The sequence below is a fragment of the Streptomyces sp. NPDC091412 genome (assembly GCF_044756885.1).
Classification (GTDB): Bacteria; Actinomycetota; Actinomycetes; order Streptomycetales; family Streptomycetaceae; genus Streptomyces.
Genome location: NZ_JBIVTV010000003.1, coordinates 739,644 through 765,812, shown reverse-complemented (window position 1 = coordinate 765,812; position 26,169 = coordinate 739,644). Strand labels below are relative to the sequence as shown.

13 protein-coding genes and 1 pseudogene are annotated in these 26,169 nt (G+C 70.8%); 7 read left to right on the top strand and 7 right to left on the bottom strand.

Going from position 1 to position 26,169, the window contains the following annotated elements; translation table 11 throughout:
* Positions 1 to 5,385 (bottom strand): SDR family NAD(P)-dependent oxidoreductase (locus tag ACIQMV_RS11380; RefSeq protein WP_402592450.1); only part of this gene is annotated, 5,385 nt, incomplete at its 3' end.
* A 168-nt stretch (positions 5,386 to 5,553) separates the two neighbouring features.
* A complete protein-coding gene (locus tag ACIQMV_RS11375; protein WP_141356607.1) occupies positions 5,554 to 6,588 on the bottom strand; it encodes a GDP-mannose 4,6-dehydratase in 1,035 nt (344 codons plus the stop codon).
* 286 nt (positions 6,589 to 6,874) lie between these two features.
* Between ACIQMV_RS11375 and ACIQMV_RS11370 the strand changes: the two genes are divergently transcribed.
* Together ACIQMV_RS11370 and ACIQMV_RS11365 are read left to right on the top strand one after the other, a co-directional pair.
* Positions 6,875 to 8,623, top strand: a complete 1,749-nt coding sequence (locus tag ACIQMV_RS11370; protein WP_402592449.1) for an ABC transporter ATP-binding protein — start codon at positions 6,875 to 6,877, stop codon at positions 8,621 to 8,623.
* The gene (locus ACIQMV_RS11365) at positions 8,604 to 10,454 is read left to right on the top strand and encodes an ABC transporter ATP-binding protein (RefSeq protein WP_402592448.1); all 1,851 of its coding nucleotides are present in this window, start codon (positions 8,604 to 8,606) and stop codon (positions 10,452 to 10,454) included. Before ACIQMV_RS11370 ends, ACIQMV_RS11365 begins: the two co-directional genes overlap by 20 nt.
* Before the next feature lie 14 nt (positions 10,455 to 10,468).
* Here ACIQMV_RS11365 and ACIQMV_RS11360 read toward each other — a convergent pair whose 3' ends face one another.
* On the bottom strand, positions 10,469 to 11,362 hold the full coding sequence (locus tag ACIQMV_RS11360; protein ID WP_402592447.1) for a LysR substrate-binding domain-containing protein: 894 nt from the start codon (positions 11,360 to 11,362) through the stop codon (positions 10,469 to 10,471).
* 140 nt (positions 11,363 to 11,502) lie between these two features.
* Between ACIQMV_RS11360 and ACIQMV_RS11355 the strand changes: the two genes are divergently transcribed.
* The 3 genes from ACIQMV_RS11355 to ACIQMV_RS11345 all read left to right on the top strand — a co-directional run bounded on the left by ACIQMV_RS11355 (position 11,503) and on the right by ACIQMV_RS11345 (position 15,067).
* A complete protein-coding gene (locus ACIQMV_RS11355; RefSeq protein WP_402592446.1) occupies positions 11,503 to 12,837 on the top strand; it encodes an MFS transporter in 1,335 nt (444 codons plus the stop codon).
* Positions 12,838 to 12,883: 46 nt separating this feature from the next.
* Positions 12,884 to 14,539, top strand: a complete 1,656-nt coding sequence (locus tag ACIQMV_RS11350; protein WP_402592445.1) for an amidohydrolase — start codon at positions 12,884 to 12,886, stop codon at positions 14,537 to 14,539.
* A gap of 72 nt (positions 14,540 to 14,611) precedes the next feature.
* Positions 14,612 to 15,067, top strand: coding sequence for a hypothetical protein (locus ACIQMV_RS11345; RefSeq protein ID WP_402592444.1), 456 nt, complete (start codon positions 14,612 to 14,614; stop codon positions 15,065 to 15,067).
* Between the two features lie 8 nt (positions 15,068 to 15,075).
* Here the strand turns inward: ACIQMV_RS11345 and ACIQMV_RS11340 are convergent, their stop codons facing one another.
* The 4 genes and pseudogenes from ACIQMV_RS11340 to ACIQMV_RS11325 form a co-directional block, all read right to left on the bottom strand.
* A complete protein-coding gene (locus ACIQMV_RS11340; protein WP_402592443.1) occupies positions 15,076 to 15,753 on the bottom strand; it encodes a DUF429 domain-containing protein in 678 nt (225 codons plus the stop codon).
* 267 nt (positions 15,754 to 16,020) lie between these two features.
* Positions 16,021 to 19,410: a S8 family peptidase gene (locus ACIQMV_RS11335; RefSeq protein WP_402592442.1), complete on the bottom strand. Its 3,390-nt coding sequence runs from the start codon at positions 19,408 to 19,410 to the stop codon at positions 16,021 to 16,023.
* Between the two features lie 349 nt (positions 19,411 to 19,759).
* Complete coding sequence (locus tag ACIQMV_RS11330; protein ID WP_402592441.1) at positions 19,760 to 20,782, bottom strand: helix-turn-helix domain-containing protein; 1,023 nt, start codon at positions 20,780 to 20,782, stop codon at positions 19,760 to 19,762.
* Positions 20,783 to 20,954: 172 nt separating this feature from the next.
* Positions 20,955 to 21,071 (bottom strand): annotated as a pseudogene (locus ACIQMV_RS11325) (prolyl aminopeptidase); the annotation flags it as partial.
* A gap of 100 nt (positions 21,072 to 21,171) precedes the next feature.
* On the opposite strand from ACIQMV_RS11325, the gene ACIQMV_RS11320 reads away from it, so the two are divergent.
* Both ACIQMV_RS11320 and ACIQMV_RS11315 read left to right on the top strand, forming a co-directional pair.
* Entirely contained in the window at positions 21,172 to 21,543 is a 372-nt protein-coding gene (locus ACIQMV_RS11320; protein WP_402592440.1) for a CU044_2847 family protein, read from the top strand.
* Positions 21,544 to 21,652: 109 nt separating this feature from the next.
* A complete protein-coding gene (locus ACIQMV_RS11315) occupies positions 21,653 to 25,888 on the top strand; it encodes a trypsin-like peptidase domain-containing protein (RefSeq protein WP_402592439.1) in 4,236 nt (1,411 codons plus the stop codon).
* Positions 25,889 to 26,169: the final 281 nt, after the last annotated feature.

Sequence of the window (26,169 nt, the reverse complement as noted above, 5' to 3'; positions counted from 1 at the left end):
CAGGCGCCACAGATCCTCGGGCGAGGCCACCCCGCCCGGATAGCGGCAGGCCATACCCACGATCACGATCGGATCGTCCGCCACGGCCGCCGTGCGCTGTACGGCCTCCACCTCGACCTCGGTGCCGAGGAGTTCGTCCAGGATGTACGAGGCCAGGTGGCTGACCGTCGGGTAGTCGAAGACGAGAGTGGCGGGCAGGCGCAGTCCGGTGACCGTGTTCAGGCGGTTGCGCAGCTCGACGGCGGTGAGGGAGTCGAAGCCCAGCTCGCGGAAGGCGCGGCCGGCGTCGATGTCGGCGCCGGTGGCGTGGCCGAGCACCAGGGCGACCTGGCCGCGGACGAGGTCGAGAACCAGTTCGTCGCGGCTCTCGCGGTCCAGGCGGGCCAGGCGCTGGGCGAGGCCGCCGGCGGTGGCGGACCCGGCGACGGCGGCGCGGCGGGAGCGACCGCGGATGAGGGAGCGCAGCAGGGGCGGTACATCGCCCGCGGCGCGCAGGACGGAGAGGTCCAGGCGGACGGGGGTGAGCGCGGCGTCGTCGCCGTCGAGGGCGGCGTCGAAGAGAGCGAGGCCCTGCTCGACGGTGAGGGCGGGGGTGCCGATGCGGGCCAGGCGGCGCAGGTCGTCCTCGGAGAGGTCGCCGGTCATGCCGCCGGTCCGCTCCCAGGGGCCCCAGGCCAGCGACAGACCCGGCAGGCCGGCCGCACGACGGTGCTCCATCAGGGCGTCCAAGAAGGCGTTGCCCGCCGCGTAGTTGGCCTGACCCGCATTGCCGAAGACACCGGCGACCGACGAGAACACCACGAACGCGTCCAGATCCAGACCACGCGTCGCCTCATGCAGATTCCACGCCGCATCCACCTTCGGACGCAGCACGGCGGACAGCCGCTCCGCAGTAAGAGACGCGACCATACCGTCGTCCAGCACACCCGCCGAATGCACCACCGCCGACACCGGATACGCGGCCACCAACTCGGCCACCGCCCCACGATCCGTCACATCACACGCCACCACCGTCGCCCGCGCACCCGACTCCGCCAACTCCGCCACCAGCTCGGCCGCACCCACGGCCTCACCACCACGACGACTGACCAGAACCAGCTCACGCACCCCGTACCCGGCCACCAGATGACGCGCCACCACCGCACCCAGACCACCAGTACCACCCGTCACCAACACCGCACCCTCCCCACCGAACACCCGAACGGCCTCGGCAGTGGAAGCGGGACGACGGACCAGACGGGCGGCACGGAGCTCGTCACCGCGCACGGCGAGCTGCGGCTCCTCGGAGGTGAGCGCGGCGGCCGGGAGAGCGGGCAGGTCCTGCTCGGCGTCGAGGTCGACGAGGAGGAAGCGGCCGGGGTTCTCGGACTGCGCGGAACGCACCAGGCCCCAGACCACGGCGGCGGCCGGGTCGTGGCCGGTGGTGGCGCCCCGGGTGACCAGGGCAAGCCGGGAGGCGGCGAACCGCTCGTCCTGCTCGTCGAGCCAGGTCTGTACGGCGGCGAGGGCGTCGGTGGCGGCGCGGTGTGCGGCGGTGACGGGGTCGGCGTCCGGGCCGGTGCCGGTGAGCGGCAGCAGCACGGTGTCCGGGACGGCGCCGTCGGCGGCGGCGAGGGCCGCGAGGTCCTCGTGGACGGCGAGTTCGCCGAACTGCGGCAGGGCGCGCAGGCCGAAGGGGTCCTCGCCGACGAGGGCGGCGGTGCCGGAGGCGGCTACGGCCGTGACGGGTACCCAGTCGAGGCGGAACAGGGCGTCGCGGACCAGCGCGGCGGCGGCGTCGATCTCGCGGGCCGCGACCGCGCGCAGGATCAGCGAGTCGGCGGACAGGACGAGCTGTCCCGCGTCGTCGGCGACGGCGATCGCGACGGCGTCGCCGGCCGCCGGTGCGAGCCGCACCCGCAGCGTGGTGGCGCCGCTCGCGTGCAGGCTGACGCCTTCCCAGGAGAAGGGCAGTCCGCCGGCGGCGCGCTCGTCGAGGTCGACGAACGACGCCGCGTGCAGGGCGGAGTCGAGGAGCGCGGGGTGCAGGCCGAAGGACTGGGCGTCGGTGTGGCCGGACTCGGGCAGGACGACCTCGGCGAACACCTCGTCGCCGCGGCGCCAGGCGGCCCGCAGGCCCTGGAAGAGCGGGCCGTAGCCGAAGCCGCCCTCGGCGAGCCGGTCGTAGAGGCCGTCCACGGGGAGGGCCTCGGCACCGGCCGGGGGCCAGACGGTGGCGTCGAAGTCGGTGGCGGCGCGGGAGGGCGAGAGCACACCGGTGGCGTGGGACGTCCAGGGGGCGTCCTCGTCGGCGTCGGGGCGGCCGTAGATCGTGACGCTGCGGCGGCCGGACTCGTCCGGGTTGCCGATCCACAGCTGCACCTGGACACCGCCCTGTTCGGGCAGGACGAGCGGTGCCGCCAGAGTCAGTTCGTCGACCCGGTCGCAGCCGACCTCGTCGCCGGCGCGGACGGCCAGCTCCAGAAAGGCGGTGCCGGGCAGCAGGGTGGTGCCGCGGACGGTGTGGTCGGCGAGCCACGGGTGGCTGAGCAGGGAGATCCGGCCGGTCAGCAGGGCGCCCTCGGAGTCGGCGAGGGAGACCGCGGCGGACAGCAGCGGGTGGTGGGCGGCGCCGAGTCCGACGGAGCGCAGGTCGGCGGCGCCGCCCTGGACGGCGCGCGGCCAGTAGCGGCGGCGCTGGAAGGTGTACGTCGGCAGGTCGGTGCGGCGGGCTCCGATGCCGGTGAAGCAGGCGTCCCAGCGCAGCGTGGTGCCGTGGGTGTGCAGCGCGGCGAGCGCGGCGGTGAAGGTGTGGTCCTCGGGGCGGCCCTCGCGCAGCGCGGGCACGGTGACGGCATCGGAGCCGGCGGCGTCCAGGCAGTTCTGTGCCAGGGCGGACAGGACGCTGTCGGGGCCGAGTTCGAGGAAGGCGGTGACGTCGTGCCGGGCGAGCCAGTCGATGCCGTCGGCGAAGCGGACGGCGTGGCGGACGTGGTCGACCCAGTAGTCGGGCGAGGTGAGCTGGGCGACGGTGGCCGGCTCACCGGTGACGTTGGAGACGACGGGCAGCAGCGGGCTGTGCAGCGTGAGGCCTTCGACGACGCTCCGGAACTCGTCGAGCATCGGTGCCATGAGCGGCGAGTGGAAGGCGTGCGAGACGCGCAGCCTGCTCGTCCTGCGTCCGTCGGCGGCCAGGCGGGCCGCCAGCTCGGTGACGGTGGTCTCGTCGCCGGAGAGGACGACGGCGGAGGGGCCGTTGACGGCGGCGAGGGACACCAGGTCCTCGTGGCCGGCGAGCAGCGGGGCGACCTCCTCCTCGCTCGCCTGCACGGCGACCATCGCGCCGCCCTCGGGCAGCGCCTGCATGAGACGGCCGCGGGCGGCCACCAGGGTGGCCGCGTCGTCGAGGGAGAGCACGCCGGCGACGTGCGCGGCGGCGATCTCGCCCACGGAGTGGCCGGCCAGGTGGTCCGGCTTGACCTCGAAGGACTCCAGCAGACGGTAGAGGGCGACCTCGACGGCGAACAGCGCGGGCTGCGCGTACTCGGTGCGGTCGAGGCGGGCGGCGTCCTCGCCCCACAGCACCTCGCGCAGCGGCACGTCCAGGTGGGGGGTGAAGGCGTCGAGGGCGGCGTCCAGGGCGGCGGCGAACACCGGGAAGCGGGCGGCGAGTTCGCGGCCGGCGCCGAGGCGCTGGGCGCCCTGTCCGGTGAACAGGACGGCGAGGCGGGTCTCGGTGCGGGCGGTGCCGGTGACGGTGTCGGCCAGGGCGGCCGGGTCGGTGCCGTCGGCGATCGCGGTCAGCCGCTCGGTGAGGCCGGGCAGGCTCGCGGCGAGCAGGACGGCCCGGTGCTCGAACGCGGTGCGGGTGGTGGCGAGCGAGTAGGCGGTGTCCGTCAGCGCGGGCGGGGTGCCGGTGCCGAGGGTGGTGAGCAGGGCGGCGGCCTGGGCGCGCAGCACCTCGGGACCGCGGCCGGAGAGCAGCACGGGCACCACGCCGGTGACGGCGGCCGGGGTGTCCGGGGTGTCGTCCTCGGTGTCGGCGGGCTCCGGCTCGGGGGCCTGCTCGACGATGGTGTGGGCGTTGGTGCCGCTGATGCCGAAGGAGGAGACGGCCGCGCGGCGGGGGGCGCCGGTGGCGGGCCATTCGGTGTTCTCGGTGAGGACGCGGACGGCGCCCTGCGACCAGTCGACGTGACGGGTGGGCTCGTCGGCGAGGAGGGTGCGGGGCAGCACGCCGTGCCGCATCGCCATGACCATCTTGATGACACCGGCGACACCGGCGGCGGCCTGGGTGTGGCTGATGTTGGACTTCACCGAGCCGAGCAGCAGCGGCTTGTCCTCGTCACGGTTCTGCCCGTAGGTGGCGAGCAGCGCCTGTGCCTCGACGGGGTCGCCGAGGGTGGTGCCGGTGCCGTGCGCCTCGACGACGTCGATGTCGCCCGCGGAGAGCCGGGCGTTGACGAGGGCCTGCTCGATGACCGCCTGCTGCGAGGGGCCGTTGGGCGCGGTGAGGCCGTTGGAGGCACCGTCCTGGTTGACGGCGGTGCCGCGGACCACGGCGAGGATCTCGCGGCCGTTGCGGATCGCGTCGGAGAGGCGTTCCAGGACGAGGATGCCGACGCCCTCGGCCCAGCCGGTGCCGTCGGCGGTGTCGCCGAAGGAGCGGCAGCGGCCGTCGGCGGACAGTCCGCCCTGGCGGCCCATCTCGATGAAGGTGCCGGGGCCGGACATGACGGTGACGCCGCCCGCGAGGGCGAGGGTGCACTCGCCCGCGCGCAGCGCCTGGGTGGCGAGGTGGAGGGCGACCAGGGAGGAGGAGCAGGCGGTGTCGACGGTGACGGCGGGACCGACCGTGCCGAAGGTGTACGAGATGCGGCCGGACAGCACGCTGCCGGTGTTGCCGGTGAGCTGGAAGCCCTCGGCGCCGTCGGCGGGGCCGACCCGGTAGTCCTGGGCCATGGCACCGATGAAGACGCCGGTGCGGCTGCCCTTGACCGAGGTGGGGTCGATGCCGGCCCGCTCGAACGCCTCCCAGGCGGACTCCAGGACGACCCGCTGCTGCGGGTCCATGGCGACCGCCTCGCGCGGTGAGATGCCGAAGAAGTCCGCGTCGAAGTCCGCTGCGTCGTGCAGGAATCCACCGCGGGAGGTCGGCGAGGAGGCGAGCGCCTCCATGTCCCAGCCGCGGTCGGCGGGGAACGGGGTGACGCCGTTCTCGCCGGCCTCCACCATCCGCCACAGGTCCTCGGGGCTGCTGACGCCACCGGGGTAGCGACAGGTCATGCCGACGATGGCGATCGGTTCCTGGGCCGACGACTCCAGCTCGCTCACACGCCGCCGCGCGCGTCGCAGATCGGCGGTCGCCAGCTTGAGGTAATCCCGGAGCTTCTGTTCGTTGTCCATCTCAACCCATCCCGACGGCCGACGGCCGTACACGCATCGCCGAAATCTCTGCGCCGTGCTGCAGAACACCGACTCGCCACATGGCACTCCCCTTCGGGAGAAGCCATGAGGCGAGTCTGGAGGGAGGCCCGGCAGGAAATCCCTAGAACTTGGAGGGGCTTTCGCCCGTTACCAGCTGTGCGCCAGCAGAAGGTCGTCGAGTTCGTTCTGCCGGGAAACGAGCGCAAGGTCGGCGTCGACCATCATCCGCATGAGTTCCGGGAAATCGACACTCGGCTTCCAGCCCAGCTGGGCCTGCGCCTTGGAGCTGTCGGCGCACAGCACCTCGACCTCGGCGGGCCGCACGAGGTCGGGGTCGATGACGACGTGGTCCTCCCAGTCGAGGCCCACGTGCTCGAAGGCGTAGCGGACCGCGTCGCGCACGGTGTGCATCTCTCCCGTGCCGATCACGTAGTCGTCGCCGGCGTCCTGCTGGAGCATCAGGTGCATGGCGCGGACGTAGTCGCCCGCGTAGCCCCAGTCACGGACCGCGTCCATGTTGCCGAGGGCCAGTTTGTCCTGGAGCCCCAGCTTGATGCGCGCGACCGCGAGAGAGATCTTGCGGGTCACGAACTCCTGGCCACGACGGGGCGATTCGTGGTTGAACAGCATTCCGGAGACCGCGTACATACCGAACGACTCGCGGTAGTTGCGGGTGATGAAGTGCCCGTACGCCTTGGCCGCGCCGTAGGGACTGCGCGGGTGGAAGAGCGTGGTCTCCCGCTGCGGCGTCTCGGCGACCTTGCCGAACATCTCCGAGGAGGACGCCTGGTAGAACCGGATCTGGCCCTCGGGACCCGCGGTGCGGGACATGCTCAGTCCGCTCACCATGCGGATGGCCTCGAGGACGCGCAGCACGCCCATGCCGTTCACCTCGGTGACCAGCTCGGCCTGCTGCCAGGACATCGGCACGAACGAGATCGCGCCGAGGTTGTACACCTCGTCCGGCTGTACTCTGTCGACCGCCGAGACCAGGCTGGCCTGGTCCATGAGGTCGCCGTCCACGAAGGACAGTTCCGAAACGAGCCGGCTCACCCGGGACTTGCGGGGGTTGGCCTGGCCACGGATGAGACCCCACACCTGGTACCCCTGCGACAGCAGGTGCTCCGCCAGATAGGACCCGTCCTGGCCGGTAATTCCGGTGATCAGTGCGCGCTTGGGCATTTCATTCCCATCTCAACCGCAAAGAGACCGTCCAAACGCTGCGCTCGGTCGACGACCTGGCCTCGAGAAAGCTGTCCGGACGATAGACACCGGCACGTTCCCAAGCGGCGGAAGTCAATGTCAACGCTTCTCGAACTTACTAGGGAATTCCCGGGTGGGCCGATGCGGAGGGGGCGAACACTAGGGAAATCCGGGTGCGGTGCGGGATCCAATGACCGGGTCGGCGTGCCGGCCGACTCCGTTCCAACGGGCGGCTCCTGGCCGCCGTCAACCGGGGTGTCATTCCGTGCTGTTGAGACTCATGCGCACACGACTGCGCCCCTACGCGGGTTCCGTCGTCGCTCTGGTCGCCCTGCATCTGGTGCAGATCCTCGGCACGCTGCTGCTGCCGACGCTGGGCGCCGCGCTCATCGACGAGGGAGTCGTCCGCAAGGACAGCGATCGCATCGGCGCCATCGGCGCGGCGATGGCGGTGGTGGCGCTGGTGCAGATCGGCGCGGCGCTGGGTGCCGCGGCCCTGGGCGCGCGCACCTCCACCGCCCTCGGGCGGGACCTGCGCTCCGCGGTCTTCCGCCGCGTGCTGGACTTCTCCGCCCGTGAGATCGGCCGCTTCGGCACCCCGTCCCTGCTGACCCGCTCGGTGAACGACGTGCAGCAGGTGCAGAACCTCGCCCAGTCCGGGCTCGGCATCTTCGTCGCGGCCCCGCTGATGTGCCTGGGCAGTGTGGTGCTCGCGCTGCGCCAGGACGTGCCGCTGGCCCTGATCCTCGTCCCGATGGTGCTGGTGGTGGGCGTCTGCTTCGGTTTCCTGCTGGCCCGTATGGCCGCGCTGTACGCCCGGCTTCAGCGGACGCTGGACCGTCTGGGGCGGCTGCTGCGGGAGCGGATCACCGGGGTGCGCGTAGTGCGTTCCTTCGCCCGGGACTCCTACGAGAGCGAGCGTTTCACCCGCACCAACGAGAAGCTCTTCGGCCTGTCCCTGGGGGTGGGCCGGCTCATCGCGGTGATGCTGCCGTCGGTTCTGCTGCTGATGAACCTCTTCACCCTGGCGCTGCTGTGGGTGGGGGCACGGCGGATCGACGCGGGCAGCATGCAGATCGGCTCGCTCAGCGCCTTCCTCAGCTATCTGTCGCTCATCCTGATGTCCGTGGTGATGCTCGCCTTCGTGTTCCTGAACGTGCCGCGGGCCCGAGTGTGCGCGGAGCGGATCACGGAGGTCCTGGACGCGGAGACCGACGTCGTCCCGCCCACCGCGCCGCGGCCCATGACGGGTCCCGCCGGGCAGGTCGAGCTGCTGGACGCCGAGTTCCGCTACCCGGGCGCCGAGAACGCCGTGCTGCGGGACCTGTCGCTGACGCTGAAGCCCGGTGAGCGGGTCGCGGTCCTCGGCAGCACCGGCTCCGGCAAGACCACGCTGCTGCACCTGATCCTGCGGCTGGTCGACGCGACCGCGGGCGAGGTGCGGATCGGCGGCACGGACGTGCGCGAACTGGACCCGTCGGTGCTGGCCGGCGCCGTGGGCTACGTGCCGCAGCGGCCGTACCTGTTCGCCGGGACCGTCGCGACCAATCTGCGCTTCGGCCGACCGGACGCCACGGACGAGGAGCTGTGGGAGGTGCTGCGGGTCGCCCAGGCGGACGACTTCGTGGCCCGGCTCGGCGGCCTCGGCGCGGAGATCGCCCAGGGCGGCACCACCGTCTCCGGCGGCCAGCGCCAGCGGCTGGCGATCGCACGGGCGCTGCTGCGCCGCCCCGCCGTCTATCTCTTCGACGACTCCTTCTCCGCGCTCGACCAGAGCACGGAGGCGGCGCTGCGGGAGGCCCTGGTCCCCCACACGGCGGGCGCCACCGTGATCACCGTGGCGCAGCGCGTGGCCTCCGTGCGCGACGCCGACCGGATCGTCGTCCTGGACCAGGGCGGCATCGCCGCCACCGGCACCCATGACGCGCTGCTGCGCGACAGTCCCACGTACCGCGAGATCGCGCTCTCGCAGCGCACCCGAGAGGAAACCGCTCATGGCGCCGGACGTTCCTGAGGAGCACGAAGAGGCGCGAGAGGAGGAGGCGCGAGAGGAGGAGGCGCGTGAATCGGACCGGCCGGTCCGCCGGCTCGCCGGTCTGCTGCGCCCGCACCGCCGGTCCGTGGGCCTCGCCCTGGCGGCGGGTGTCGTCGGCATCCTCCTCAACGCGTTCGGTCCGCTGCTGCTGGGCCGCGTCACCGACCTGATCGCCGACGGCGTCCTCGGACACGGCGGACCGGCCCCGGGCGTCGACTTCGGGGCGCTCGGCAGGCTGCTGCTGATCCTGCTGGTTCTGTACGTGACGGCGTCGGTGTTCATGCTGGTGCAGAACTGGCTGGTGGCCTCGGTGGTCCGCCTGCTCATCCACGACCTGCGGCACCGGGCGCAGGAGAAACTGGCGCGGCTGCCGCTGCGCCACTTCGACCGTCAGCCGGCGGGCGAGACGCTCAGCCGCAGCACGGACGACGTCGACAACCTCCAGCAGACCCTCCAGCAGACCCTGACCGATCTGATCAGCTCCGTGTTCTCGCTGGTCATCATGCTGTCCCTGATGCTGATCATCTCGCCTTCGCTGGCCGGGGTGATGCTGCTGAGCGTCCCGGTGTCGGGGCTGCTCGCCGCCTGGATCGCCAAGCGGGCCCAGCCGCGGTACGCCGCCCAGTGGGCCGCGAGCGGCACACTGACCGCGCACGTCGAGGAGATGTGCGCCGGGCACGCGCTGGTGAAGGCCTTCGACCGGCGGGCGGAGGCCGAACGGCGCTTCGACGAGCGCAACGAGGCGGTGTACCGGGCGGGTTCGGGGGCACAGTTCGCGTCCGGCGCGATCGAGCCCGTGATGATGTTCGTCGCCAACCTCGGCTATGTCGCGGTCGCCGTCGTCGGTGCCTGGAAGGTCGTGGACGGCTCGCTGACGCTGGGCGATGTGCAGGCGTTCATCCTGTACGCACGGCAGTTCAGCCAGCCGATCGTGGAGATCGCCTCGGTCGCCGGCCGCCTGCAGTCCGGGGTGGCCTCCGCGCAGCGGGTGTTCACGCTGCTCGACGCGCCGGAGCAGGATCCCGAACCGCGCCGCCCGCTCGCTGTGGAACGCGCCGAGGGCCGGGTGGAGTTCCAGGACGTGTCGTTCCGCTACTCCCCCGACGTGCCGCTCATCGAGGGGCTGTCACTGTCCGTGGAACCCGGCAGCACGGTGGCGATCGTCGGCCCGAGCGGCGCCGGCAAGACCACGGTCGCCAACCTGCTGATGCGCTTCTACGAGATCGACTCGGGCCGCATCCTCCTGGACGGCACCGACATCGCCGCGATGAAGCGCGACGACCTGCGCTGCCGCTTCGGCCTCGTCCTCCAGGACACCTGGCTGTTCAAGGGAACCATCGCCGAGAACATCGCCTACGGGACCCCGGGCGCGACCCGCGCGGACGTCGTCGAGGCGGCCCGCGCCACCTGCGCCGACCGCTTCATCCGCACCCTGTCGCAGGGGTACGACACGGTCCTGGACGACGAGTCCGGCGGTGTCAGCGCCGGGGAGAAGCAGCTGATCACGGTCGCGAGGGCGTTCCTCGCCCGGCCCGCCGTGCTCGTCCTGGACGAGGCGACCAGCTCCGTGGACACCCGCACCGAGCTGCTGATCCAGCGGGCCATGAACACCCTGCGGGCGGGCCGGACGAGCTTCGTGATCGCGCACCGCCTGTCCACCATCCGGGACGCCGACGTCATCGTCGTGATGGACTCCGGCCGCATCGTGGAACAGGGCACCCACGACCAACTCCTCGCGGCCCAGGGCGCGTACGCCCGCCTCCACGCGTCCCGGGCCGACGCGCCGACGGCCGAGGCGACGATCGGCTGACCGGCTGACCGCGTTCACAGCCCCGGGAACCGCCGCCTGCGTTCGTCGCAGTAGTCGCGCAGGCCGTCCACCAGGGCGTGAAGGGCGGTACGGGCATAGTGCGAGGCGTCCCACCCGGCATACAGCGGGACCGTCAGTGGCCCGTCGGCGGTCCGCACGACCAGTTCCGCGAGGCCGAAGCGGGCGTCGTCCGTGACCAGGCACGCCCCTCGGCCCGCCGCGGCGAGCGCCTGCGCGAAGGCCGAGGAACCGGTCTCCGACACCCCGGCGGGCGTGAGGCCCGCACGGCTGATGGCCTCGTCCACCACGAGGCGGGCCACATTGGAGCGAGTCATCAGAATGAGCGGTTCGGTGACCAGCTCGGCGAGAGTGATCGTGGTGCGCTCGCTCCAGGGGTGACCGGACGGCACCTGCGCGATGACCGGCGTTCGGCCGAGGAACGCCGACTCCAGCGGCGCCGGCGCCGGAGTCGTGGAGATGCCGAGGTCGGCGTCGCTGCGCATCAGCGTGTCGAAGACCTTGCTCGGCTCCTCCTGAAGGGCGTCCCGCAACGTGGGCCCCGCGGTGGCGCCACCGGCCATGAACGGGGCCAGGAGATAGGCCACCGTGGAGGGGGAGGCGACCACGGTGAAGGCCGCGCCCTCACCCTGCCCGGCGGCCGCCATCGTCTCGGCGGCCTGCTCGGCACGGCGCACCAGGTCCTGGGCGATGGGCCGAAAGCGGCGGCCCGCGGCGTTCAACGTCAGGGAACCGGGGCGGCGCGTGAACAGCGAGACGCCCAGGTCCTTCTCCAGTGCGCTCAGTTGGCGCGACAGGGAGGGCTGGGCGACATGCACCTTGCGAGCCGCGGCAGTGACCGAGTCGGACTCGGCGACGGCGAGGAAGTAGCGCAGCACGCGCAGCTCCATGTTTGACCTCCGGGCCTTCGCGGGCTTCCATGCCTCAGAGGCATGGGGACCTTGCCCATCAAGTATTAGACGGCATGAGTGGCCGAATTCAAACTGAGGGCACGTCCTGTTCACCGCCTGGCCCGTCCGCCGGAGGCCCCATGAACGTCCCGTCCCCCGCCCTCGGGAGATCCCGTACTTCGAGCCGGGCCCGCCGTGCGGGTCTCGCCTCGTTCGTCGGCACCACCATCGAGTGGTACGACTTCTACATCTATGGAACGGCCTCCGCGCTGGTCTTCGGCAAGCTGTTCTTCCCCGACGTGTCGCCCGCCGCGGGTGTGCTCGCCTCGTTCGCCACCTTCTGGGTCGGCTTCCTCGCCCGGCCGCTCGGCGGGATCATTTTCGGCCACTTCGGCGACCGCATGGGCCGCAAGGGCACCCTCGTCACCACGCTGCTCCTGATGGGAGTCGCCACCTTCCTGGTCGGCGTGCTGCCCACGCACGCGCGGATAGGGGTCGCGGCACCCATCCTGCTCGCTCTCCTGCGCGCGGTGCAGGGCATCGCGGTGGGCGGTGAATGGGGCGGCGCGGTCCTCATGGCGTCCGAGAGCGCGCCCAGGGGACGGGCCTCCTTCTTCGCCATGATGGTGCAGCAGGGCTCGCCGGCCGGCGCGATCCTGGCCACCCTCGTCTTCCTCGCCGCGGGCACCCTGGACGACGCGGCCTTCCTGGCCTGGGGCTGGCGTGTGCCGTTCCTGCTCTCGGGACTGCTCGTCGTCGTGGGCCTCCTGATCCGGCTGAAGGTCGAGGAATCGGACGACTTCGCACAGGTCAGGGAGCGCGGCGACGTGGTGAAGCTCCCGATCGCCGAGGTGCTGCGCACCGGCTGGCGCGTGGTGCTGCTCGGCATCGGCGCCTCGGTCATGGGCATCTCCGCCGCGTACTTCACCAACACGTTCGTGCTCTCCTGGACCACCAACGAACTGCACATGAACCGGCAGACGATGCTCTACATCCTGCTCGGGCTCTCCGTGGTGCAGTTCGTGTGGCAGCCGATCGCCGCGCTGATCTCCGAACGGGTCGGCGAGGCCCGGTTCATGGTGTGCTCACTGCTCGCCAATGTCGTCGTCGCCGCCCCGATGTTCCTCATGATCGAGACGGCGCGGCCGCTCCTGGTGTTCCTCGGCATCGCGCTCGCCATGATCAGCGGCTCCGGGTACTACGCCGTCCTGGCCGGATTCCTCGCCCGTGCCTTCCCGTCCCGCGTCCGCTACACCGGTATCTCCCTCTCGTACCAGCTGTGTTCGACGCTCATCGGTGGCACGACCCCGCTGGTGGCGCAGGCCCTGCTGACGTCCGGCGGCGGCTCCGTCTGGCCCGTGGTCGCGTTCTACGCCGTCCTGCTGCTGCTCACCACGGCCTGCGTCGCCGTACTCGCCCGGGTCACCGACCGGCGGGCACCGCAGCCGCAGGCAGCTGCGGCGCCGGCCGCCTGACCCACCGACGTACCTCCTCCTGTCCTCTCCCAAGGAGTTGATCCCCGTGCGCCTCGACGCCCTGTTCCGCAACGGACGCTTCACCACCCTCGACCCGGACCGCCCCACCGCCACCTCGCTCGGCGTCTTCGGCGGCCGGATCGTGGCCCTCGACGAGGAGTTGGCGGGCTGTACCGCCGACACGGTCGTCGACCTCGGCGGCGCACACGCGGTTCCCGGCTTCAACGACGCGCACCACCACCTCAGTTACGTCGGCAAGGGGCTGCGCGAGCTGGACCTCTCGTACGCGGCCGCGCCCAGCCTGGACGCGCTGTACGCCGCGGTCGCCGAGCGGGCCGCGGACCTGCCCGAAGGCACCTGGGTGCTCGGCGCGGGCTACGACCAGAACAAGATCGGTGCCCACCCGACCGCCGAGGCCCTCGACAGGGCGGCCGGAGGCCGTCCGGTCTGGCTGGTACACACCTCCCACCACATGGCTGTCGCCAATACGGCGGCCTTCGCGCGGGCCGGACACACCGACCTGTCCGCGGTGCCCGACGTGCCCGGTGGTCATGTCGTGCGCGACGCGGAGGACCGGGCCGAAGGACTGCTCCAGGAAACCGCGATGCGCCTGGTCGAGCGGGTACTGCGCCCGGAGCCGGCCGAGGAGTGGATCGCCCACATCGCCACCGGCGCGCGAGCGGCCCTCGAGGTGGGTCTGACCAGTGTGACGGAGCCGGGCATCGGCGCCATCGACGGCATCGGCAACGGGCCCGCCGACCTGGACGCCTACCTCCGCGCACGCGAACGGGGCCTGCTCGGCGTGCGGATGACGGTCATGCCGTACATCACCACGTTGCACGACTGCGGCGCCTTCGAGCCGGGCGCCACCTGGTACGGCCTCGACCTCGGCCTGCGCACCGGGCTCGGCGACGAGTGGCTGCGGATCGGACCGACCAAGATGATGTCGGACGGCTCGCTCATCGGCCGGTCGGCGGCGATGTGCTGCGACTACCACGACGCGCCCGGCAACAGCGGACTGCTCCAGCACGAGCCCGAGGAGATCCGCCGTCATATCGTCGAGGCGCACCGCTGCGGCTGGCAGATCGCCACGCACGCCATCGGGGACGCCGCCCTCGACGTCGTACTCGACGCGTACGAGGAGGCACAGCGGCTGCACCCGCGCGCCGATGTCCGCCACCGCGTCGAGCACGCGGCCGTGACCAGCGACGCACAGGTCGCCCGCATCGCCGAGAACGGCCTGATCCCAGTACCGCAGGGCCGGTTCCTGTCCGAGACCGGCGACGGGCTCCTCGCGGCGCTCGGTCCGGTCCGCAGTCAACTCCTCTACCGTATGCGGTCGTTCCTGGAAGCGGGCGTGGTGCTTCCCGGCTCGTCGGACGCCCCCGTGGTCGCCTCCGACCCGCTCCTCAGCATGGCCGACATGGTCAACCGCCGCACCGCGTCGGGCGCTCCGATCGCCCCGCACGAGGCGGTCACGGCACGTCAGGCGCTGCACGCGTACACGGTCGGCTCGGCCCACGCCGTCCACGAGGAACACATCAAGGGCACCCTGGCCCGTGGCATGCTCGCCGACTTCGCGGTCCTCAGCGACGACCTTCTCGGCGTGGCCCCGGACCGCATCGCGGACCTGACGGTCGGGGCCACGGTCGTCGGCGGCCGGGTGGCGTACGACGCGGGGGCGCTGAAGGTCGTGGCCTGAGCACGCCCGGAGAGCAGCGGGAGGCGGCACCTCCCTGGGACTGCTGGTGGTGCGCCGGACGGAAGTTCCTCTGTGACGCAGATCGCCGCGCTCGCCTCCGCGCTCGCGGTCCTGGCGTTCACCCGGGTGTGGCACGCCGAGGAGACGTACCAAGAGAGCGACGAGGACGACGGTCTCGGCGGTGACCTCGGCGGTGTCGGCGGTGACTCCCGCCGGCCGAGGACCCCCGGCAACGAGGCGGACGCGGGCAACGGCGAGTCCGTGGACGCCCGGGTGCTGACCCGCGCCCGCGCGGACGCCGACCGCGACACGCACGACGGGCCGCTGGACGTCTTCAGGGCATACGCGCCCTACTTGGCCATCATCGTGGTCTTCGTGCTGGCCACCCGGGTCCCGGCGATCACCGGAAAGGCGCCGGCCAAGGTCGGCACGACCGGTACCGGACTGGAGTCGGTGACGCACATCGTCAGCTGGCCGGGCCTGCACAACCTCAAACCGAACGGCGACCCGGTCCGCGGTCCTACTTGATGAATCCGTCAGTATCGAATCTCGATGAGGCGGCCCTCCACGTCCGGCTCGGGCACCACGGGAACCCGCTCAGCGATCCCGAGCGCGATCCGGTGCGCCGACCAGGCGGCGGCAGCGGCGTCGAGTACATCGTCCACGGCGACGCGATCGGCCTCTCCGAGCTCGTCCGGGAGCACGAGTCCCGCCTCGGCCAGAAGTGCGCGGCGCAGGTTTTGGCCGCGCCAGGTCTTCTTGGCGTACGCCAGCGGCACCCCGTCGGCCAAGGCATAGAAGGACACCTCGGGGTGCACCTCGTGAATGCGCTCATCGGCAAGCCAGCACGTCCGAGCCTCGAGGAGTTTCGGTGCCAGCGCCCACGCCTGCTGGCTCAGCCGACTCCCGGTGAGCTCCTGGCACCGGTTTGCGGCTGCCGGATAATCAATCTCCTGCCATGCGGGTCTTGGCGCGATGAGGAAAACGCTGCTACGTCGCGTTCCCAGCAGCGCCTTGGCCGCGAGATCAGCGGCACGCCAGCCCTTCTCGCCAAGACCCAGCGGCATGTCCACCGCGATCGCCTCTACCGCACCGGCACGCTCGATCAGCGTAGCGAGGGATACGGCCACCAGACTTCCCGCGTACGCGCCGCCAGTGAGCCGGATACCCACCCACCCCTGCTTACCGCAGGCGTCGATCCCCAGCACGTCCATCCCATCCCCAGACCAACTCGGACCGAAAGGTACTGACCCGTCCACTGTCGGCAGCGGACGGGACGGCAGCTGTGGCAGGTCGAACACGCTGGCAGCACCGTCCAGCCGGCCAGACCAGCGACAGACCCGGCCCGGTCGCGGCACGGGACTCCCCTGCCGTTGCCTGCACGCCCATGGGCCTAGTTTGTACGGGACCCGTAGTCCGCCGAAGCCGACCGGCCGGGCGGGCCGCCCTGTGATGGGAGACCGCCCGGCCGGACTGCGTGGTTACCGCACGTCGTAGGCGCGCTTGATGGTCTGGGTGACCGCGTTGCCGTTGGCGTCGGTGAAGGTGGCCTTCATCGTGACCTGCTTGCCGGAGGCGCCGGTGTGGTCGAGGACGGCTGTCCACTTGCCGTCCTGTTGCTCGGTCGGCGCCTCGGTCCAGGTGATGCCGTCGTCGTAGGAGTAGGACAGCGAGGCTTCCTTGATCGCGCCCGGGGTGTACCCCGCGTGGCCCTCGACCGACAGGCCGACCCTGATGCCGCTCCGCGCGGGCAGGGTGTTCAGGCCGTCCACCGGCATGTCGTACGCCGGGAAGAGGATCGGCAGGCCGCGCGAGTAGACGTCCGGCTCCCGGTGGGAGCGGAAGCTCCAGGTGGTGGTGACGGCGGTAGAGCGCAGCCAGTTCCGGTCCGAGGACGGGATCTTCTCCAGGTTCTGCGTGAGCTCGTACGCGGAGTCCTCGTCCGGCACCGTGAACACGCCGTCCGGCCAGGCGCTGGTGGCGATCTGCTCACCGTTGCGCTTCAGCCTCAGGTTGCCGAGGTCGCCGAACGAGCCGCCGGAGGACCAGTGGTCGCCGGAACCGTCGAGCCAGAGTGCGGTCTGGATGCCGATCAGGTCGCCCTGCCGCTCGGCCGCCAGCATCAGGTTGCCGGCTGCATCACGTTGCGCGGCCGGCCGCAGGGGGCCGCCGTACCACTCCTCGGAGCTGCGCTGTCCGGCCTGGTAGGTGCGCTCGTGGTCACTCATGAACGCGGCGAACGGGAAGCTGGTCATCGCGCTGTGGTACCAGGCGCCGTCGCCGGTCGTGTAGTAGGCCGTGCGGGTACCGGGCACGTGGACCGTGCCGAACGGGCTCACGGGGAGGTAGGCGTTGCCGCTCCAGGAGGGGCGGATGAACATCGCGTCGAGGTAGTCGCCCTCCTTGCCCATGGCCTTCCACGTCTCGGTGACCTGGGCCAGCTCGGAGTCCTTGGGCTTGTAGACCTGGTCGGACTGCAGCGGACCCTGGGTCGGGAACGACAGGTTGTAGACGTAGGACGAGCCGTTCTCGGAGCCGGTCGCACGCCAGGTGGGCCGGAACTCGAAGGTGCCGTGCTTGGCACGTCCCTGGACGTCCGCGTAGAACTTCTGGACGGTGTTGGCGGCCGTGAGCGATCCACTGATCTGCCAGGTGTTGTCCCACGTGCGGGCGTAGCTGAACGTGGTGTTGTTCACCGTCGAAGGGCGGTCGGTGTGCAGGCTCAGCCGGTGGGCCTTGCGGGCGTCGAGGACGACGGTGGTGTCACGGGTGATCCGAAGCTGCGGGTGCGCGAGGTAGCTGACCGATTCGGCTGCGTTGTTCGTGTCGTACGTCGCCACGAAGCTGCTGAGGGCGTAGTCGCCCGGTCGCACCCGGTACGTCTGGTCGGTCGCACCCGAATTGCTGCGGCGCTCACCCTTGTTGATGTCGAGGCTCACGAGGTCCAGGGAGGAGGTGCCGTTCGCGGGCTTGCCGTTGCGGTCGATGGCCTCGACCCGGAGGGTGACCGTCTCCGGCTGGACGTAGAGCGTGACGGGCACGGAGACGTGCACATCGCCGCCGGTGGCCAGGATCCGGCCGGTGACCGCACCGTACTGGGCGTCCTTCAGACGGGCGGTGGGGTCGATCCGCAACGGCACCTGAGCGGTGGCCCCCGCGGGGACCCTCACCTTGCCCTCCTCCAGCTTGACGATGCCGGAGTTGACGTCGCTGCCGTCGTTCCCGTGCACGCCGCTGACCTTCAAGTTCAGGGTGAGGTCGCTGCCGCTGGTGTTGGTGAAGGGCACCTGCACGGTGGTGCGGTCCGAGGCATCCTGCGGCCAGTTGTAGCTGCCGGCCTGGACGGCGGGCGCGGAGAGCACCTTCTGGTTCACCGCGCCGAACACATCGAGGACCCCACCGCCGGTCTGGTCGGCGCCGGCGACCTTGCCGCCGGTGCGAGCTGAGGAGACCAGGGCGGCCTTGATCTGCTGCGCTGTCCAGTCCGGGTGGGCCTGGCGGACGACGGCCGCGGCGCCTGCGACATGCGGGGTGGCCATGGAGGTGCCGGACATCGTCTGGTAGGCGTAGATGCCGCGGCCGCCTGCGTTGGCCGCCGAGATGTCGACGCCGGGGGCGGCGATCTCGGGCTTGAGGGTGTGGGTGACGGCCACGGGACCGCGGCTGGAGAACCACGCGGTGGTGTCGTCGCGGTCGACGGCACCGACGGTCAGCACGCCGGGCACGCAGCCGGGCGAGGAGACGGTCTCGGTGTTCGAGCCGGCGTTGCCGGCGGCGATGACGAACAGGGTGTGGGTGTTCTGCGAGAGCTGCTTCGTGGCCTGGGCCATCGGGTCGCTGCAGTCGCCGATCGTGGGGTTGCCCAGGCTCATGGAGACGACGTCGGCCTGCTGGTCGACGGCCCACTGCATCCCCGCGATGATCCAGGAGTCCAGGCCGTAGCCTTGGTCGTTGAGGACCTTGCCGATGAGCAGGGAGCTACCGGGGGCGACCCCCTTCTTGCGGCCGTCACTGGCCGCTCCGGACCCACCGACCGTGGAGGCGGTGTGGGTGCCGTGGCCCACCCGGTCGTCGGTGGTCTTGGAATCCGTGAAGTTCTGCGAGGCGGCGACCCGGCCCACCAGGTCCGGGTGCTCGGCGTCCACCCCCGTGTCCAGCACGGCGACCTTGGTGCCCTTGCCGTCGTAGCCGGCCGCCCAGGCCTCCGGCGCGTGCACCTGCGCGGTGGACCGGTCCAGCGTGGCCTTGACCTTGCCGTCCAGCCACAGCTTCTTCACCGTGGAGCCTGAACGTGAGCGGGTGTTGGTGATGTCCTGCCAGAAGGTGGCGGCGGTGTCCTTGCCTGCCCTGAGCGCGACGCCGTCCACAGCCGGGAGGCTCAGGCCCCGCTCGGCCCCGCGAGGAGCCGCCGGCGCGCTGTCCGCAACGTTCACACTGTTCCGGTAGGTGGCGATGAGCGGCAGCGTGTCGGTGTGTGTGTCGTCGTACCCCTGGCGGATGAGCCCAGTGACGTTGAACAACTGCTCGTCGACCTTGCCCTCGGCGATCGCCTGGGCGGCGTCCTCCGGGTAGACGTAGAGGTCCTTGCCCATCTGATAGGTCTGGGCCATCGGTTGCGTACCGTCCTCGCGGGGCAGCACCGCCGCCGAACTGCGACCCGACCTGTCCGTGGTCACCAGTACCTTGTCGCCGGTGACGAGCGTGACCGTCACCTGACTGCCGCCCGTCGCTGCGGTCCCGCTGCCGATGACGGGTCTCTTCCCCGAGGTCCCGTCAGGCGGTGTGTCCACGGCCCCGGAAGGCGCGACCGCGGTGACGGCCAGGACGCCGGCGGTCGCCGAGCCCAAGGCCATACGCGTTATGAGGCGCATCGAATCTCCTATTTGACACTGTGAACATGCGCTGCTGCGGGCTGCACTCTGGCAGACATGCGGATTGCGTGGGGATGCCACGCGTGACGGGTTTCCCGCATGACGGATTTCCGTCACGCGGTCACATCAGCTGGCTCGTCGGCTCGGTGAGGCTTCGGGCCTGGGCGGTGGGGATACGCCCGGCCGACCCGACGTTCGCCCGGATGATCTCGCCGAAGAAGGCGCGAGCGCATTCAGACTCGGACCACGGGCCCGCCGGCGGTGAAACCGGAACCCGTCAGGAGTTGGCGACACCCCTCGCAGGTGATCACCAACGGACGAAGACTCCTCGGCCCTCGGGCCGAGGAGGTCAAAGCCAGCCGGCTCGGGCCGCATGCCACCCGAGTTGCAGGCGCGAATCCGCTCCGGCAAGGTCCATCAGACGGCGTGTCCTCCGCTCCACGGTGCGTATGGAGAGGTCGAGTTGAGAGGCCACCCGCCGGTCGGAGAATCCTGCCAACAGCAAGGAGAGCACTTCCAGTTCGCCCTCGGTCGGCTGCTGATCAACTGTCGGCTCCGCGTGCACACCCGTGTTGGTGGTGTGCAGCGGCCGGGCCTCGGCCCACTCCTTTTCGAAGAGATGGACCAGGGCCGTCAGCAGGCCGCTGCGGTGCACCACGATCGCGCTCGGCTCGCCGCCGGAGTCCATGTCCAGTGGCACCATGGCGCGCTCCCGGTCCGAGACGACCATCTTCAACGGCAGCGAGTCGACCAGGCGGAGTTCGACGCCTGCCGCGATGGCTGCCCGCACATCCCTCGCTACATCGGGACCATCGAGGTAGTCCTTGGCCGCCACGACCCGGAAGTCGACTCCGCGATCCAGCGCGAAACTCTCCGACATGTCGGCGTCATCGCGCGGCACCGCGACGGGCGCGCCGACGAGGAAGACGAGCAGCTCCCGCTGGGCCCCCCGCTCCAGTTGATGGAACCGGTGGGCGACCTGCTCCACGCCTACGACGACCTCCACGACACCGCCCGCGGAGTGAGCAGCGGTACTGCGGTACTGCTCGACGAGCATCGAAAACGCGCTCTCGGCCTGGTGCAGCGCATTGCGCTGCTCAACCAGGAACGGGGCCAGTGCCACCGAGGGCGGTGTGAGCCGGTAGCGGGCGGGCTGGAGGCCGGCCCCACAGTCAGCCGAGTCGGATGCCCCCCTCTCGGCTTCGGTGGCGACCGCCACCAGGCCGCGTGTCTCCAGGTCAAGCAGGATGCGGGCGGTTTCGGCCTGCTCGAGTCCGGTCTGCCGGGCGAGTTCCTGCGAGGCTGCCGGTCGGGCCAGCAGCGCCGTGTAGATGACCTCTTCGGCTGGCCCCAATCCCAGTGCCTGCAGCATCCAACTCCTCCTCGGGCGAACACCATGTCCGGCCCTGGCGCCGCTCGCATGGACCGAGCGGAATTCCCTCGGTCGAACCCTAACCCGCTGCCGAGTTGGTGCTCTGGGGGGCGGACCGGACCGGCCGAACAGTCTGCCTTGGCGAACTTGACCCGGATGTATCCCGCTCCTCCTCGAGAACCCCGGCGCGGAACCGGTCCCGGGCCTCAAGGTGAAATCGCCCGGTGCCCCGGCAGAGCCAGTCGATCTCGGAACTGCGGGTCGTCGTCACCGCCGGGACCCGCTCGGGCTCGAACCGGCGCGTCACAGTGCACGCTGAAGCTCAACACTGGTGCGTGCAACTGCCGTTGGCTTCGCTACTCTCCTTGCTGTGATCAGGAAGGAGTGCCATGAGCAGCAGTGTGCACACTGTTGAGGTTCCACTGGGGCAGGATGGCGGGGACGTCATCAGAGTGCAGATCCGTGAAGTGGACGAGTCCCTGGTGAGGGTCGGCAGGGGTGGGGGTCCGGCCGCACGGGCCTCGCGGACGTTCGGGGAGATGCTGGACACCGTGCGGCCCGTGGCGGAGAGCTTCGTGGGGAGACTGAGCGGACTGGCGAACGCCCCGGACGAGATCACGCTTGAGTTCGGGGTCTCCCTGTCGGCGGAGGCCGACGTCGTCATCGCCAGCACCGCGACGGAGGCCAATTTCTCCGTCAGCCTCACGTGGAACCGGAGTGACCGGCAGGGCGTCACGAATGATACAGCGCAAGAGAGTTGACCTCATGTGAGGGGCATGAGGACGGTTCGGCAACGGGGGCTCGATAGTGTTCGACACGGCGGCACACTCCAGAAGCCCTGAGACGGCCCTCGCGGCGGCGGTGGTCCGGGTGTCCGGGGCCGACGGGGGCACGGGCGGAGCGGGCTTCGTCATCGCTCCCGACCTGGTGCTCACCTGCGCGCACGTCGTCGCGGATGCCCTGAACCGGCCGCGGGGCGAGTCGCCGGCACCGGGTGCCGAGGTCCTGGTGGAGCTGGTGCTGGCCGGCGGTGCCCGATCCCGAGCCACGATCGAGCACTGGGTCCCCGTCAGGGACGACGGCACCGGGGACATCGCCGTACTGCGTGTGCGGACCCCGCTCCCGCGTGCGGAACCGGTGCGGATGGCGGGACCCGAGACCGCGTGGGGCCATGACGTACGGGTCTTCGGCCTGCCGGACCACTCCCCGGGCGGGATCTGGCATGTGGGTCGACTGCGTGGCGGGACCGCCGAGGGATGGGTGCAGCTGTCGGCCGCCGATGCGCAGGGGGCACCGATCGACCGAGGCTTCAGCGGCAGCCCCGTATGGGACGAACAGACCGCCGCCGTCGTGGGCATGGTCTTCGCCACTCAGCTGTCGGGATCCCAGCAGAGCTTCCTGATCCCCACCAGGACCCTGGTCGAGGAGGTTCCCACCCTCGCGAGCGTACTTCACCCCCCGTCGCCCTTCCGCAGTCTCGTCCCCTTCCAGGAAGCCGACGCGGGCGTCTTCTTCGGCCGTGATGCCGAGGCCGAGGCCGTCACCGCACTACTCGCGGGTCACGCCGATCACCCCTGCGTGACCCTCGTGGGTCCATCCGGCTGCGGCAAGTCCTCCCTCGCCCTGGCAGGGGTGGTGCCCAGACTTCGGGCCAGGGGATACGAGGTCATCACCCTTCGAGCCACGGAGTCCGGTTCGCTTCGGTCCGCCCTCGCCGCGGCGCAGGCGCGTACCGGCCGCACGGACGACCCGGATCACGCAGGCGGCACGAACGGCTCGGACCGCGAGGAGGGTCCGGACCGCACGGGCGACCTCGCCCCGCTGCTCCTCGTCCTCGACCAGGCGGAAAGCCTCCTCGCACGCACGGATCGGGACATGGGGGAGGCCGTGCGGTTCCTCTTCCCGGAGCACCGACGTCCTGGTGTGCAGGTGCTGCTCACGCTCAGATCCGACTTCCTTGAGACGGCGCTCTCCCATCCGGTCATCGGCCCCGCGCTCGGCCGCGGCGCGATGAGCCCGCTCGCCCCGATGAGCCGGGCACAACTCACCCAGGCCGTCAGCAGGCCGATCGAGGCCTTGCCGGCGGTCGACTATGATCCCGGGCTCGTTCGGCGCATCGTCGACGACGCCGACAACCAGCCCGGGGTGCTTCCGCTACTCGGCTTCGTGCTCGGCCGGCTTTGGGACGATCAGTCCGTCGGACGGTTGCGGTTCGCGACGTACGAGGCCACCGGCGGCGTCGGCGGTGCGCTGGGGCGGCACGCGCAGAACGTGTGGGACACGGCGGTCGGCGAGGGTGACCGGGACGATGCACTGCGGCTGCTGACCGCTCTGGTGCGGGTGCTGCCCGGCGGAGAAGCACCGCTGCGGGCCGTGCTCACCCGGGCGGAGACGGGCCCGGAGAAGTGGCGCATCGCCGATGCGCTGGCCCGCGGGCGGATCCTCGTCCTGGGCACGGACCCGGAGCACGGGCGGACCGTCGAACTCGCGCATGAGGCGCTGATCACCGTCTGGCCGACCCTGGCGGACCAGGTTGCCCGGAACAAGGAGTTCCTGGCCTGGCGAGCGGGGCTGCGGCACGCCATCGACAACTGGCGCAGCGCCGGACAGGAGACGGAGCAGCTCCTCGCCGGAGAGCGACTCGAAGTAGCCAGACGCATGCTGGACGAGCGGCCCGGTGAACTCACGCCTGATGAACGGAAGTTCGTCGAGGAGAGCGAGCGGCGGCGGGCGGCTGTGGCGCGAGCCGAAGCGGTGAACCGGCGGGTCAAGCGTGCACTGACCGGACTTCTGGCAACCGCCACCGCGATCGTGCTGGTCATCGCGCTCCTGTACGTCACCAAGAACAGCGAGCTCGACTCGCAGTTGCGGCAGGCAGCCTCCGAGCAGTTGGCCACACGCGCCGAAGAGCTCGACGACGTATCGCTGATCACCTCGGGGCTCTTCGCCACCGCGGCCTACGAGACCGCGGACGGGGCCGAGTCCAGGTCCGCCCTGGTCGCCCAGTACCTGAGGATGCGGAACGTCGACGACGTGGTACTCGAAGGCCGCGGCGAGGTTCAGGACGTCGTCGTGAGCGAGGACGGCAGACGGATGCACGCCCTGCTGCGCAGCGGCGAGACGATCGATCTGGATCTGGACGACAAAGGCGTGCAGACCGCCATGCGCTCGCTGGTGAAGGGCAATGGCACCGACCTGCTGGCGATCTCGCCCGACGGATCTGTCTCCGCCCGTGCCTCGAGCTGGGGCCATGTGTCCCTGGGCGTCCATGAGGGGGAGAAGAAACCTTGGCGCAACATCACCCTGCGCGGCAACGAGGACGTTCGCCGCAACCCCCGCGAGGCCACCGATCTGCGCTTCGACGCCACGGGGCGGCGCATCCTGGCCGCCGTCAGCGGCGAGGGGGTTCTCGTCTGGCGGACCGAGGACGGCCGGCGCCTCGGCAGGACCCTCACCGCCCCCGGCGGCTGGAAAGTGGCCCAGGCGTGGTTCGGCAGCGACGACGACACCGTCATCGGCCGACTCACACCGCAGAACGGAGGAGAGGACGCGGGTGCCCGACTGGTGACGTGGCAGCTGGACAGCGCGCGCCGGCAGACACCTTGGGGCACGGGGACGACCGGTCCCGTCACGGTCAGCGGCGACGGCACGACGCTCGTCCGGTGCACACCCCAAGGGGCTCTGGAAGCATGGCACCTCTCGGGGACGCCGAGGGTGTGGCGCTCCTACAGCAACCGGCAGTTCGGGTTGCTGTGCCCGCTGTACGCACCCCGCCTCGACCACACGGGCCGTTATCTGCTCAATCCCGTCCGGCGCGTCGGGACGAAGCTGGGCCGGTACCAGTTCTTGGTGCTCGACATCGACAAGGGCCGACCCCGGCTCCTCGACTTGCCCGCGCCCGCTCCGCAGGACCAGGCCGTCACCGGTCAGGCACAGCTGCCCGCCTTCGCGTTCACCGGGCCGCCGAACGCGCTGCGGGCCGCGGTGGCGATGGGAGGCAGCGTCGTCACGGTGCGAGTTCCCGTACCGACGGTCTTCGACAGCGACATGCTGCTGAGCCCGGTCAAGACTGTCGATGCCGACCACCGTCGCATCGCTTCGGTCAGCGCGGACGGCAAAAGCCTGCGCCTGTGGGACCTGACTTCGCACCGCTTCCTCGGGCAGGCACGTCCTTCGCGTCCCCTGGCACGGCAGTACGCGTCGTTCACGCCGGACGGCAGGCGGCTGCTGACCCTGTCCGCCGACGGCCGCTCCGTGCTCGTGTGGCGGCTGGCGGACGGCTCCGGGAACCCCGTCCTCGCCGAGGACGGCCGGCTCGATCTGCCGATGCCCCCGGGCATCGGCCCGGCCGGCCCCGACGAGAGGACCGGCCTCACCCCGGCCTGGGTGAACGTGTCCTTCCAGGACGACGACCACGCCGTGATCTCCGCGATGTCGTACGTCAGCCGATGGCGGCTGTCGACCGGGCGGATCGACGGTGCGGTGTACCGTCCAGCGCTCCAGGAGCCGGCCGAGGTCGCGAACGCCGCGGCGAACACGTTCGCATCGGCGCGTCCTGGACATGCACAGGCCGCGATCCGCACCGCGGGCGATGGACGGATCGAGATCTGGGACTTCGACAAGGGCGAGTCAGTCGAGACAATCCACAGGAAGCGCGGATACCGCTCGATCAAGCAGATTGATTTCGCGCCCACCGGAGACCTGCTGGCCGTCCTGGAATACGGCGGCGTGGTCGAGCTGTGGGACATGCCCAGGAAAGAATGGCGCCAACCCCTGACCTACGAGGGCGCTTACTGGCTCGGCGGCTTCTTCTCCGCGGACACCCTGGGCACGCAGGGTCAGACGAACGAGTTCACCGTGTGGGACGTCCGCAGCCGCAGCGAGCGGTACCACTTCATGCCCGGCTACGCTGCGACCAGCGACCTGACCTCGAACGGCGGACGGCTCGCCTTCGTCGACGGCGGCGACGCCCGGTTGATGTCCCTCGACCCCGGCGACTGGATCGACCGCCTGTGCGCACTCGCTGGCCGCGAACTGTCCTCGAAGGAGAAGGAGTTGGCGCCGCCAGGCAGCAGGTTGGACAACCTCTGCGACCGCGACCGCTGACAATGCGAGCGCTGCGAATTCAAAGACCAGGAAGCCGCTCGGGTGTGTGAGTCTCTGCGGTGCTTGCTGCGGCGCTTGCGAGGGTGAGTGGACGACTTGCCCGCTACCAAGAAGCAGCTCTCGAAGCCGGAGCCGACCCCTCGTCGTCACCCAGTGGATCAATGAGGCGCAGGAAGACAAGGATGCAGCGCGGAGAAAGAACTCGACGCGCCCCCACCCTCACTCCGAAGAAGGAATCCCCACTCGACGAACAACCGATCCGAGAGATCACTGAGAGTCTT

Bases quoted from the DNA above. Each gene is read 5' to 3' on its own strand.
- ACIQMV_RS11375 (WP_141356607.1), bottom strand. From the start codon at position 6,588: ATGCCCAAGCGCGCACTGATCACCGGAATTACCGGCCAGGACGGGTCC.
- ACIQMV_RS11365 (WP_402592448.1), top strand. From the start codon at position 8,604: ATGGCGCCGGACGTTCCTGAGGAGCACGAAGAGGCGCGAGAGGAGGAG.
- ACIQMV_RS11360 (WP_402592447.1), bottom strand. From the start codon at position 11,362: ATGGAGCTGCGCGTGCTGCGCTACTTCCTCGCCGTCGCCGAGTCCGAC.
- ACIQMV_RS11355 (WP_402592446.1), top strand. From the start codon at position 11,503: ATGAACGTCCCGTCCCCCGCCCTCGGGAGATCCCGTACTTCGAGCCGG.
- ACIQMV_RS11340 (WP_402592443.1), bottom strand. From the start codon at position 15,753: ATGGACGTGCTGGGGATCGACGCCTGCGGTAAGCAGGGGTGGGTGGGT.
- ACIQMV_RS11335 (WP_402592442.1), bottom strand. From the start codon at position 19,410: ATGCGCCTCATAACGCGTATGGCCTTGGGCTCGGCGACCGCCGGCGTC.
- ACIQMV_RS11330 (WP_402592441.1), bottom strand. From the start codon at position 20,782: ATGCTGCAGGCACTGGGATTGGGGCCAGCCGAAGAGGTCATCTACACG.
- ACIQMV_RS11320 (WP_402592440.1), top strand. From the start codon at position 21,172: ATGAGCAGCAGTGTGCACACTGTTGAGGTTCCACTGGGGCAGGATGGC.